We start from the raw sequence: 11,592 nt of genomic DNA on the forward strand, positions 1-11,592 counted from the left end.
CGCGCTCCCACAGATTGGTTCATGGGGGATCGTGCAATGAACGCCGCCAACCAAACGCTATTGGCCCGCGCCAGCCACAAGCTCGGCCCGCAGATGTCCATGGCCGTCGGCCTGCTGGTACTCGCCGTGCTGCTCGCCATGCCCGTGCTGCACCTGCTGCCCGCCGACCACGCGCTGCACGTGTCGGCCTACAGCCTGACCCTGGTCGGCAAGATCCTCTGCTACTGCATCGTCGCCCTGGCCCTCGATCTGGTCTGGGGTTATGCCGGCCTGCTGTCCCTCGGCCACGGCCTGTTCTTCGCCCTCGGCGGCTATGCCATGGGCATGTACCTGATGCGCGAGGCCGCGGGCGACGGCCTGCCGGCGTTCATGGGCTTCCTGGCCTGGAGCGAGCTGCCCTGGTACTGGTACGGCACCGACAATTTCCTCTGGGCCCTGTGCCTGGTGGTGCTGGCGCCTGGCCTGCTGGCGCTGGTATTCGGTTTCTTCGCCTTCCGCTCGCGGATCAAGGGCGTGTATTTCTCGATCATGACCCAGGCGCTGACCTTCGCCGGCATGCTGCTGTTCTTTCGCAACGAGACCGGTTTCGGCGGCAACAACGGCTTCACCAACTTCCGCAGCATCCTCGGCTTCGAGATCACCGCGGCGAACACCCGCGCCACACTGTTCTCGCTCACCGTGCTGCTGCTGGTCGGCAGCCTGTACCTGGGCTGGCGCCTGGCGCGCAGCAAGTTCGGCCGGGTGCTCACCGCCCTGCGCGACGCCGAGAACCGCCTGATGTTCTGCGGCTACGATCCACGCGGCTACAAGCTGTTCATCTGGGTGCTGTCCGCCGTGCTGTGCGGCCTGGCCGGTGCGCTGTACGTGCCCCAGGTGGGCATCATCAACCCCAGCGAAATGGCCCCGACGCAATCCATCGAAGCCGCCGTGTGGGTGGCCCTCGGCGGGCGCGGCACGCTGATCGGCCCGCTGCTCGGCGCCGGCCTGGTCAATGGCATGAAGAGCTGGTTTACCGTGGTCTTTCCCGAGTACTGGCTGTTCGCCCTCGGCGCGCTGTTCATCGTGGTCACCCTGTTCCTGCCCAAGGGCGTCATCGGCCTGCTCAAACGAGGGGACAAGTCATGAGAAGCGCACCGATTCCCGAAATGCTCATTGATCCGGCAGGCAGCAGCCGCGATGCCATCGGCCTGGGCCAGAGTGCGGGCAGTGGCCTGAACACGCGCCACGGCACCATCCTGACCCTGGAAGATATCAACGTCGCCTTCGACGGCTTCAAGGCGCTGACCGACCTGACCCTGTACATCGGCGTCGGCGAGCTGCGCTGCATCATCGGCCCCAACGGTGCCGGCAAGACCACCCTGATGGACGTGATCACCGGCAAGACCCGGCCCAACAGCGGCGTCGCCTTCTTTGGCGAAACCTTCGACCTGACCCAGATGAGCGAGGTCGAGATCGCCCAGGCCGGCATCGGCCGCAAGTTCCAGAAGCCGACGGTGTTCGAGGCCCTGAGCGTGTTCGAGAACCTCGAACTGGCGCAGAAGACCGACAAATCGGTATGGGCCAGCCTGCGCGCCACACTCAGCGGCGAGCAGCGCGACCGTATCGACGAGGTGCTGGCCACCATTCGCCTCGATGCCTCGCGGCAGCGCCCGGCCGGTCTCTTGTCCCACGGCCAGAAGCAGTTCCTGGAGATCGGCATGCTGCTTATGCAGGACCCGCAGTTGCTGCTGCTCGATGAGCCGGTGGCGGGCATGACCGACGCGGAAACCGAATTCACCGCCGAGCTGTTCAAGTCCCTGGCGCGCAAGCACTCGCTGATGGTGGTCGAGCATGACATGGGCTTCGTTGGCAGCATCGCCGACCACGTCACCGTGCTGCACCAGGGTCGCGTACTGGCCGAAGGCTCGCTCGACGCCGTGCAGGCCAACGAGCGAGTGATCGAGGTTTATCTAGGCCGCTAGGAATTCGTGGGAGGGGCCGGGCGGCGATCCGATTAGCCCCGCTCTCAAAATCGATGGTGCCCACGCAGAGCGCGGGCACGAGAGGTACACCATGCTGCAAGTCCAACAGCTTCACCAGTACTACGGCGGCAGCCATATCCTGCGCGGCCTGTCGTTCGACGTGAAGGTCGGCGAAGTCACCTGCCTGCTCGGCCGCAACGGCGTCGGCAAGACTACCCTGCTCAAGTGCCTGATGGGCCTGCTACCGGCCAGGCAAGGCAGCGTGCAGTGGGAAGGCAAGGCCATCACCGGCTGCAAGCCGCACCAGCGGGTGCACGCCGGCATCGCCTATGTGCCCCAGGGCCGGGAAATCTTCGGCCGCCTGACGGTCGAGGAAAATCTGCTGATGGGCCTGTCGCGGTTTCCCGGCAGCCAGGCCAAGGAAGTGCCGGCCTTCATCTACGAGCTGTTCCCGGTGCTGCTGGAAATGAAACAGCGCCGTGGCGGCGACCTGTCCGGCGGCCAGCAGCAACAGCTGGCAATCGGCCGCGCCCTGGCCAGCCAGCCCCGCCTGCTGATCCTCGACGAGCCCACCGAAGGCATCCAGCCCTCGGTGATCAAGGAAATCGGCGCGGTGATCAGAAAGCTCGCCGCCCGCGGCGACATGGCCATCCTGCTGGTCGAGCAGTTCTACGACTTCGCCGCCGAGCTGGCCGATCAGTACCTGGTGATGAGCCGCGGCGAAATCGTCCAGCAGGGCCGCGGAGAAACCATGGAAGCCGATGGTGTGCGCGGGTTGGTGGCGATCTGACCGGTAAAAGACCGCCACTGTACCTACGCGGCAGCTGCCCAAGCCGGTTATTCTTGCCGCCCGTCCACCCCGCTTTCACCTGCCGGCCAACCCGCAGGCGCCAGGGTGGCGACGATCCGTGTCGACGAGCCCACTCCGGCAGTCGATCAGCACGAATCGCCCAGGCCACTGGCCGGGCGGTGTTCACTGACGACAGACAAGAGGCAGAACATGACCCAGGTAGTTTTCATCACCGGCGCCACTTCCGGCTTTGGCCGCGCCACCGCTCGCCGCTTCGCCGAGGCCGGCTGGGCGCTGGTGCTTTCGGGCCGCCGCCAGGAGCGTCTGGAGGAACTCCAGGCCGAGCTGCAAGGCAAGGTGCCGGTGCATATCGCCACCCTCGACGTGCGTGATGCCACTGCCGTGCAGGCCCTGGTCGATTCCCTCGCCGCGCCCTTCGACAAGATCCACGCGCTGATCAACAACGCCGGCCTGGCCCTGGCGCCGGAAGCAGCGCAGAAGGTGGCGCTGCAAGACTGGCACACCATGATCGACACCAACATCACCGGCCTGGTCAACGTCACCCACGCCGTGCTGCCCAAGCTGCTGGAAACCGGCAAGGGCGCCAGCATCATCAACATCGGTTCGGTAGCCGGCGAATGGCCATACCCGGGCGGCCACGTGTACGGCGCCAGCAAGGCGTTCGTCAAACAGTTCAGCTTCAACCTGCGCTGCGACCTGGTGTCCACCGGTGTACGGGTCACCGACATCGCCCCGGGCATGGCGGAAACCGAGTTCACCCTGGTGCGCACCAAGGGCAACCAGGCGGCCTCGGACGCGCTGTACAGCACCACCACGCCGCTGAGCGCGGAAGATATCGCCGAGCAGATCTTCTACGTCGCCACCCTGCCTGCCCATATCAACATCAACCGCCTGGAAATCATGCCCAGCCGTCAGGCCTGGGGCCCGTTCGCGGTCGACCGCGACAAGTGATCCGCTCCGGGGCCGACCTGCCGGCCCCATCCGCCAAGAGAAGCATCATGCCTGCCGTTATCCGCGACGCCATCAGCGAGGACCTCCCTGCCCTCCTCGCCATCTACAACGACGCCGTGCTCAACACCACGGCCATCTGGAACGAGCGCCCCGTGGACCTGGCCAACCGCCAGGCCTGGTTCGAGGCGCGGGCGACCCAGGGCTATCCGATTCTGGTGGCGGTCGACGAGGCGCAGCAGGTGCTCGGCTACGCCTCTTTCGGTGACTGGCGGCCCTTCGAGGGCTTTTGCAACACCGTCGAGCATTCGGTGTACGTACGCCACGACACCCGCGGCCAGGGCCTCGGCCCGCTGCTGATGCAGGCGTTGGTCGAACGGGCGCAGGAGGTTGGCAAGCATGTGATGGTCGCTGCCATCGAAAGCGGCAACGCCGCCTCGGTGCGCCTGCACGAGCGCCTGGGCTTCACCATCACCGGACAGATGCCCCAGGTCGGCTGCAAGTTCGGGCGCTGGCTGGACCTGACCTTTATGCAGCTGATCCTCACGCCACAGCGGAGCACGCCATGAGCCTGCGGATCCGCCAGCTCGACACCACTGATTTCGAAGCCTGCCGCCAGGGCTTGATCACCCTGCTGATCGACGCCGTGGCCAACGGCGCGTCCGTGGGCTTCCTGGCGGATATCGACAGCCAGCAGGCGAATGGATACTTCAACGAGGTGAAAAGCGCCCTGGCCAGCGGCGCGCTGGCGATCTGGGTCGCCGAAGAAGATGACAGGGTACTGGGCTCGGTGCAGCTCAGCCTGTGCCTGAAGCCCAATGGCCTGAATCGCGGCGAGGTGCAGAAGCTGCTGGTGCTGAGCAGCGCGCGGCGCCGCGGTATCGCCCGGCTGCTGATGCAGCGGCTCGAGGCCCATGCCGGGCACCTGAAGCGAGGATTGCTTTATCTGGACACCGAGGCCGGCAGCGAGGCCGAACACCTCTATCGCGCCCTGGGCTACACCAGCATCGGCGGCCTGCCCGATTACGCCTGCGGGCCGGACGGCCAGTACCGGGCCAACGCCATCTACTACAAGACCCTGTCACGCCCCTAACGCAGCTGGCTGTCCTTGCTGCCACGGCGGTTGAAGCCACCGGCCTTGGCCTGCTCCCTGTCGGCCTGGGCCTGGCAGTTCACGCACAGCCGCACGCCTGGAACGGCCTGGCGTCGCGCCTCGGGAATCGGTGCATCGCACTCTTCGCAATGGGTCAGGCTCTCGCCCTTGGGCAGCTGACTGCGCGCGCGCTGCACGGCGTCTTCGATGGTGCTGTCGATCTGTTCCTGCACGGCGCCGTCTTGCGCCCAACCGGTGGCCATAGCGTTCTCCCAATGAGCGGGCTGTTGAACTCCCCTGCAATGCCGCGAAAACAGACGAAACGCCTGATTCGCGCGTTACATGGGACCTATTGCTTGGACTCGTATCCGAGCCTGTTCAACGCAGCAGTTTTTCAACGACCTGATGGTGAGGCTGACTCGAAGATAAGAGCGTGAGGCGGGGCTTGGCAAGGGGCAGCCGACGGCGGACGAATCGGCTCGCATTGCGCGGCCGCTGTCCGGCGTGGCAGGTGAAGCGGGGTTATTCCTTGACGTTCATGAACTCGTCGGCCCAGGCCACGTAGTCCTCGGGCTGGGTGTACTTGTGCGCCAGCTCCGAGGCGCTCAGGTCACTGGCCACGGCGTTGCGCTGCTCGCGCAGGCAGTCGTAGGTGGCCTTGATGGCGGCGAAGTAGGCAGCATGGCCGTTGACCACGATGCGTACGCCCAGTTTGGCGAGGCGTTCGTTGTCGCGCAGCTTGGGGTTGCCGTAGGTCACCAGCATCAGCGGCACGCTGAGGTGCTCGGCGATCTTCTCCAGGTGCTCGAAGTCCTCGACACCGACCATGCAGATGGCATCGGCGCCGGCCTTCTGATAGGCCATGGTGCGTTTGATGACTTCCTCGACGCTGAGCACGCCGGCATTGGTACGGGCGATGATCGCCAGGTCCGGGTCGACCCGCGCCTCCAGGGCGGCACGCACCTTGCCGACGCCTTCGGCGATGCTGATCAGGTCTGTCGACTTGCGGTTGAATTGGGCCGGCAGCAGGGTGTCTTCGATGGTCAGCGCGGAGATGCCGGCGCGTTCCAGTTCGACCACGGTGCGCATCACGTTCAGGGCGTTGCCATAGCCGTGGTCGGCATCGGCGATCACCGGCAGGCGGGAAACGCGGTGGATGCGGGTAGCCTGCTCGACGAACTCGCTCAGGGTGATCAAGGCGAAATCCGGCGCGGCGAGTACCTGGAGGGAGGCCACCGAACCACCGAGAATGCCGACTTCGAAACCGAGATCGCCGGCGATACGCGCGGACATCGGATCGAAGACCGAGGCGGTGTGATAGCAGGCTCCCGAAGCCAGCAGGGTGCGGAAGGCGCGCCGCAATTCATGGTGGGAAGCACGTTGCATGTTGGTCATAGGCATTGTCCAAACGTCGGATGAATCGGTGGCTCGACGGCCTTGTCCCCAGCCGTCTGAAGCGAATTCTTGTGGCGTGCCGCGAGCGATGGGCCAGGTGCCGGCAACTGCGCTGGCTGCCGCGCGGATGCCTTGGCCCTCGGCTGATCCCCGCTTCGCAGCAAATTTCCCGCCAACTCAGCGCAGGGCGGTGGGTGGCTCTACATCGGGCAGCCACTGGCGGAAAATCGCCGAAAAACTGCCGTCCCGGCGCATTTCCGCCAGCGCCTCCTGCCAGGCCGCCACGATGGCCGGGTCGGTCTCGCGGGAAAACGCGATGTAATACGACGACTCCATGAACACCATCTGCGGCTGCACATCCGCCGGTTCCAGCCCTGCCGGGGCGAGCATGTCGCGCAGCAGGATGTCCTCGAGCAGGATCAGGTTGCCGCGCCCATGGGCGAACAGCGTGACCATGGTCTGCGGCGTCGGCACGCCGTACAGGTTCGCCAGCCCCTTGGCCTGCAACGCCTCGTAGCTGTACCACTGCTTGGGCACCGCCAGGGGGCCGCTGGCTGCGACATCATCGAGGCTGTCGACCTGCATACCGCTGGATTTCAGCGAATAGAAGCGCACCTTGCCATGCAGGATCGGCCCGACCCACTGAAAGCGCTGTTCACGCTCGGGTGTCCGCACCATGGCGAACAGGGCCACGTCCGGCCCGCGCTGCGCCAGGGTATAGGCGCGGGTCCAGGGCATCATCTCGATCTGCGCCTGGCTGCCGGTTCGCGCAATCAACTCGCGTACCACATCGACGCCAAAACCGCGTAGTTCGCCGTCCTGCATGAAGGCGGTTGGCGGGCCCGGCTCGGTGAGGATGCGCAGCTCGGCGTTCACGCGTGCGCACAGCAGCAACGCGACAAACAGCACACCATAGCAACGCAGCGGGCCCATCTGGCCATCCCCATCAACACGTGAACAAAAACGGCGGCCGGGCAACGGATCGACGCCGGCGGGTCGTCGACGCTCACGTTGCACCTAAAGCCGGCAATTTTACCCCAGTGACAGGCCAATTTCAGCAAGCAGCGGCGCCGGAGCACTACCGCTCGGCCAACTACCACCCCGAGCACGAAGGACTTTGTGGTGATTGCAGCGACAATCGGGCTGGCGCCAGCGCCTCAGGCAGGCGATCATCGGCGCTCGCCCCTCGACGCACATCGACATGACCGACACCACGCAGACGCCCGCCGCACCGCACAAACCCCGCCCGTTCATCGACCTGCTGATCAGCATCGTGATCCCGTCGCTGATCCTCATGAAGCTCAGCGGCGAAGCCCGCCTGGGCCCGGATGGCGCGCTGGTGCTGGCCCTGGCATTCCCGCTGGGCTGGGGCGCGTTCGAGCTGGTCAAGTACCGTAAATTCAACTTCGTCGCCCTGCTCGGCCTGGTCAGCGTGATCCTCACCGGCGGCATCGGCCTGCTGCACCTGGACAACCAGTGGCTGGCCATCAAGGAAGCGGCGATTCCCGGCTTGATCGGCATCGCCGTGCTGGTGTCGACGCGCACCCGCTACCCGCTGATCCGCACGCTGCTGTTCAACAAGACCGTGCTCAACGTCGACAAGATCCATGATCGCCTGGAACAGGGCGGCCACACCCGGCGCTTCGAAGCACGCCTGCTGCGCGCCACCTACCTGCTCAGCGGTACCTTCTTCTTTTCCTCGGTGATGAACTACGTGCTGGCCAAGTGGATCGTCACCAGTCCGGCCGGCAGCGAGGCCTTCAACGACGAGCTGGGCCGCATGACCCTGCTCAGCTACCCGATGATCGCCATTCCGTCGATGATCATGCTGATGGCCATCTTCTACTACCTGTGGCGCACCATCCATGACCTCACCGGCCTCAAGCTGGAAGAGATCATGGCCAACGCCGAAGCCGACAAGAAGTCCTGACAGCCCATCGCATTGCCGGACCTCTACGCCTACCTGGGGCTGTTCGCTGCCGCATTCGGTGCGGCGACGCTGCTGCCACTGCAGTCCGAGGCGCTTCTGGTGGCGCTGCTGCTCGGCGGCGCGCAGCCGGTGTGGACGCTGGTCCTGGTCGCCAGCCTGGGCAACGTGCTGGGCTCGCTGGTCAACTGGTGGCTGGGCCGTTACCTGGAGCGGTTTCGCGACCGGCGCTGGTTTCCGGTCAGCGATCGGCGTCTGCGGCAGGCGCAGCGCTGGTACGGGCGCTATGGACGCTGGTCGCTGCTGCTGAGCTGGCTGCCGGTGATCGGCGATCCACTGACCCTGGTCGCCGGCATCATGCGTGAGCCCTTGTGGCGCTTCGCGCTGATCGTCACCCTGGCGAAAACCCTGCGTTATGCCGTGCTGGCCGCGGCCACGCTGGGTTTGAGCCCGTAAAAAGACACACGCGGTAACGGCCTGCGAACCGGTGCCAGTTGAGCAACCGGCCCGCCTCCGGGATACTGCGCACCCTGTACACCCACAACCCACCGGGTCATACCCCAGGGAAAGGGTCTGAACGATGGGTGCGACTGCTCATCGAATGCACAATCGACTGCTCGCCAAGACGTGAAACAGGGGATCGCCGTTGCAAGGTACCAAGCCCACGATGAAACGCAGTGACCTGATCTGGACGCTGATCGGGTTGTGCGCCGTGGTCGCGTCCTGCTTCCTGCTCTACCGCGAAGTGCGCAACATTTCCCTCGACGAGATCGCCGGCAGCCTCAAGGCCATCCCGCACCTGAACTGGATGCTCGCTGCCATTGCCACCCTGGGCGCCTATTCGGCACTCGCCTGGTACGACCGCATCGCCATCGCCCACCTGGGCAAGAAGATTTCCTGGCGGTTCATCACCCTGTGCTCCTTCACCACCTACGCCCTGGCCCACAACATCGGCGCCTCGGTGTTCTCCGGTGCCGTGGTGCGTTACCGCGCCTACCGCACCAAGGGCCTGACGCCCCATGAAATCGGCATCCTGATCGTCTTCTGCTCCTTCACCTTTGCCCTTGGCACCCTGCTGGCCAGCGGCTGCGTGCTGGTGCTGCAGCCGGACCTGATCCACCGCGTGCTGGACGTCACCCCGCTGGTTTCGGTAGCCGTCGGCGGCCTCCTGTTGCTGCTGGTCGGCCTCTACGTGCTGGGCTCCTGGCTGCAGTTCAAACCCTGGAAATTCGGCAAGCTGCATGTCGAATACCCGCGTCTGCGCATCGTCGGTCGCCAGCTACTGGCCGGCCCACTGGAGCTGGCCTGCGCCGCGGCGATCATCTATTTCGCCCTGCCCGAGGCCTACAACCCCGGCTACATGGTGGTGCTCGGCGTATTCCTGGCGTCCTTCTCCCTGGCCCTGCTGTCCCACGCGCCCGGCGGCCTGGGCGTGCTGGAAGTCAGCTTCCTGGCCGCGCTGCCGGAGATCCCCGCTTCGGACTTGCTGGCAGCGCTGATCGTGTTCCGCGGCTTCTACCTGCTGCTGCCGTTCGCCCTGTCGCTGATCGTCGTGCTGGGCTTCGAGTGGGGCCAATGGCGCGAACGCCGCGGCGAAGTGCAAAATCCGCCACTGCCCTGACGAAGCGGCAGCACTGCCCGATCATTTGGCCTAGAATGCGCGGCCGTTTTTTCAGGAGCCGTGCGACATGCCACTTTCCACCCCTGCCCGCGCCTGCGGTATCGACTTCGGCACCTCCAACTCCACCGTCGGCTGGCTACGCCCGGGCGGCGACACGCTGATTCCGCTGGAAGACGGCAAGATCACCCTGCCCTCCGTGGTGTTCTTCAACCTCGAGGAGCGCCGTCCGGTCTATGGCCGCCTGGCCCTGCACGAATACCTGGAAGGCTACGAAGGCCGCCTGATGCGCTCGCTCAAGAGCCTGCTCGGCTCCAAGCTGCTGAAGAGCGAGACCGCGGTGATGGGTAGCGCCCTGCCGTTCAAGGATCTGCTCGGCTTCTTTATCGGCGAGCTGAAGAAACGCGCCGAAGCGGTGGCCGAACGCCCGTTCGAGGCCGTGGTGCTGGGGCGCCCGGTGTTCTTCGTGGATGACGACCCGCAGGCCGACCAGGAAGCCGAGAATACCCTGGTCGCCGTGGCGCAGAAGCTCGGTTTCAAGGACGTGTCCTTCCAGTACGAACCGATTGCCGCGGCCTTCGACTACGAATCCACCATCGAGCGCGAGGAACTGGTGCTGATCGTCGATATCGGCGGTGGTACCTCGGACTTTTCCCTGGTGCGCCTGGCACCGCAGCGCCGCCAGCTCGCCGAACGCCAGGGCGACATCCTGGCCACCGGCGGCGTGCATATCGGCGGTACCGACTTCGACAAGCAGCTTTCGCTGGCCGGCGTGATGCCGCTGTTCGGCTATGGCAGCCGGATGAAGAGCGATGCGCTGATGCCCACCAGCTTCCACCTCAACCTGGCGACCTGGCACACCATCAACGTGGTCTATTCGGCCGCCTCGCAGCGGGCGCTGCAGAACATGCGCTACGACATCGTCGACCCGACCGGCATCGACCGCCTGTTCAAGCTGATCGAGCAGCGCGCCGGCCACTGGCTGGCGATGCAGATCGAAGACAGCAAGATCGCCCTGACCGAGCAGCTGCAACACCCCATCGACCTGCAGCGTATCGAGGCGGGCCTGAACGCCGAGCTGACCCGCGGGCTGTTCGAGGACAGCATCGCGGCGCTGCTCGAACGCATCCGCGGCAGCGTGACCACCCTGCTCGGCGACGCAGGCGTGGGCCTGGAGCAGGTCGACACGGTGTTCTTCACCGGCGGCTCCAGCGGCGTACCGGCCCTGCGCCAGAGCGTGGCGGCGCTGCTGCCCAACGCCCGGCACGTGGAAGGCAATACCTTCGGCAGCATCGGCAGCGGCCTGGCCATCGAGGCAAAAAAACGTTACGGCTGACACAGGTCAGCAACGTACCGGCACCTGCAGCGTTACCCGTCCGCCAGCCGCTCACTGCAGGATCAGCTGTTGTCGCCATAGCCTGTGGCTAAGGCGGCAAGTTGCTGGCCGAACGGTAATCGGACAAACAAATCATCGGCGTGGATATCGATCCCGAGACGAACTCCCGCCGGGGCCACCTGCATTAGCGCGGCGCCAACGCGGAGGATTTCGCCAATGGCATCCGCTTCGACAGTAGCGTCAGCCTGGAGACCAACGAACACCTGCCCAGCACCGCTCGCAGGGCGTCGGCAAGGCGGTGCTGACGTATTTGCAGAAACCGTACGATTTTTCTCGATCGTGCGCCATGCACCGAGCAATCGCTATCTGACGTGCCGCTTTAGCGCGGAGCGAGGCAGCCGGTGGATGCCCTGGTCACTCGACACCGCACTACAGGCTTACTTGCTGGCGCCCTGAACCAGGGCTTGCTCACCCGCTCTGCATTAGGCTCAGCTGCCAGGTGG

General features: G+C 65.3%; 14 protein-coding genes. 10 read left to right on the top strand and 4 right to left on the bottom strand.

The features are described 5' to 3' along the window. Window positions 1–93 precede the first annotated feature (93 nt). From urtC to K8U54_RS07655, 6 genes are all read left to right on the top strand, one after another. Window positions 94–1,125, top strand: coding sequence for an urea ABC transporter permease subunit UrtC (urtC, locus tag K8U54_RS07630; RefSeq protein ID WP_249910413.1), 1,032 nt, complete (start codon window positions 94–96; stop codon window positions 1,123–1,125). Further along, window positions 1,122–1,961, top strand: a complete 840-nt coding sequence (urtD, locus tag K8U54_RS07635; RefSeq protein ID WP_249909571.1) for an urea ABC transporter ATP-binding protein UrtD — start codon at window positions 1,122–1,124, stop codon at window positions 1,959–1,961. The genes urtC and urtD overlap by 4 nt, the downstream gene beginning before the upstream one ends. A gap of 91 nt (window positions 1,962–2,052) precedes the next feature. After that, entirely contained in the window at window positions 2,053–2,751 is a 699-nt protein-coding gene (gene urtE / locus K8U54_RS07640; protein WP_249909572.1) for an urea ABC transporter ATP-binding subunit UrtE, read from the top strand. 210 nt (window positions 2,752–2,961) lie between these two features. Then, window positions 2,962–3,723, top strand: a complete 762-nt coding sequence (locus K8U54_RS07645; protein WP_249909573.1) for an SDR family NAD(P)-dependent oxidoreductase — start codon at window positions 2,962–2,964, stop codon at window positions 3,721–3,723. 47 nt (window positions 3,724–3,770) lie between these two features. Beyond that, window positions 3,771–4,289, top strand: a complete 519-nt coding sequence (locus K8U54_RS07650; protein WP_249909574.1) for a GNAT family N-acetyltransferase — start codon at window positions 3,771–3,773, stop codon at window positions 4,287–4,289. Further along, window positions 4,286–4,813 carry a GNAT family N-acetyltransferase gene (locus K8U54_RS07655; RefSeq protein ID WP_249909575.1) on the top strand — a complete coding sequence of 176 codons (528 nt, stop codon included), beginning with the start codon at window positions 4,286–4,288 and terminating at the stop codon, window positions 4,811–4,813. Before K8U54_RS07650 ends, K8U54_RS07655 begins: the two co-directional genes overlap by 4 nt. Here the strand turns inward: K8U54_RS07655 and K8U54_RS07660 are convergent. From K8U54_RS07660 to K8U54_RS07670, 3 genes are all read right to left on the bottom strand, one after another. Continuing rightward, on the bottom strand, window positions 4,810–5,076 hold the full coding sequence (locus tag K8U54_RS07660) for a DksA/TraR family C4-type zinc finger protein (protein ID WP_249909576.1): 267 nt from the start codon (window positions 5,074–5,076) through the stop codon (window positions 4,810–4,812). The two genes, K8U54_RS07655 and K8U54_RS07660, sit on opposite strands and share 4 nt — an antisense overlap. Window positions 5,077–5,335: 259 nt before the next feature. Then, entirely contained in the window at window positions 5,336–6,199 is an 864-nt protein-coding gene (locus K8U54_RS07665; RefSeq protein ID WP_249910414.1) for an isocitrate lyase/PEP mutase family protein, read from the bottom strand. Window positions 6,200–6,385: 186 nt separating this feature from the next. Beyond that, the gene (locus tag K8U54_RS07670) at window positions 6,386–7,141 is read right to left on the bottom strand and encodes a substrate-binding periplasmic protein (RefSeq protein ID WP_249909577.1); all 756 of its coding nucleotides are present in this window, start codon (window positions 7,139–7,141) and stop codon (window positions 6,386–6,388) included. 268 nt (window positions 7,142–7,409) lie between these two features. Here K8U54_RS07670 and K8U54_RS07675 point away from each other — a divergent pair, with 268 nt between their 5' ends. The 4 genes from K8U54_RS07675 to K8U54_RS07690 all read left to right on the top strand — a co-directional run bounded on the left by K8U54_RS07675 (window position 7,410) and on the right by K8U54_RS07690 (window position 11,089). After that, window positions 7,410–8,138, top strand: coding sequence for a VC0807 family protein (locus K8U54_RS07675; RefSeq protein ID WP_249910415.1), 729 nt, complete (start codon window positions 7,410–7,412; stop codon window positions 8,136–8,138). 12 nt (window positions 8,139–8,150) lie between these two features. Further along, a complete protein-coding gene (locus K8U54_RS07680; RefSeq protein ID WP_249909578.1) occupies window positions 8,151–8,591 on the top strand; it encodes a YqaA family protein in 441 nt (146 codons plus the stop codon). 211 nt (window positions 8,592–8,802) lie between these two features. Beyond that, the gene (locus K8U54_RS07685) at window positions 8,803–9,756 is read left to right on the top strand and encodes a lysylphosphatidylglycerol synthase transmembrane domain-containing protein (RefSeq protein ID WP_249909579.1); all 954 of its coding nucleotides are present in this window, start codon (window positions 8,803–8,805) and stop codon (window positions 9,754–9,756) included. 67 nt (window positions 9,757–9,823) lie between these two features. After that, a complete protein-coding gene (locus K8U54_RS07690) occupies window positions 9,824–11,089 on the top strand; it encodes an Hsp70 family protein (protein ID WP_249909580.1) in 1,266 nt (421 codons plus the stop codon). A 62-nt stretch (window positions 11,090–11,151) separates the two neighbouring features. Here the strand turns inward: K8U54_RS07690 and K8U54_RS07695 are convergent, their stop codons facing one another. Beyond that, window positions 11,152–11,352 (bottom strand): hypothetical protein, encoded by a 201-nt coding sequence (locus K8U54_RS07695; RefSeq protein ID WP_249909581.1) that lies wholly within the window; start codon window positions 11,350–11,352, stop codon window positions 11,152–11,154. Between the last annotated feature and the right edge of the window lie 240 nt (window positions 11,353–11,592).

Origin of the sequence: Pseudomonas fulva (assembly GCF_023517795.1) — a bacterium.
GTDB lineage: Bacteria > Pseudomonadota > Gammaproteobacteria > Pseudomonadales > Pseudomonadaceae > Aquipseudomonas > Aquipseudomonas fulva_D.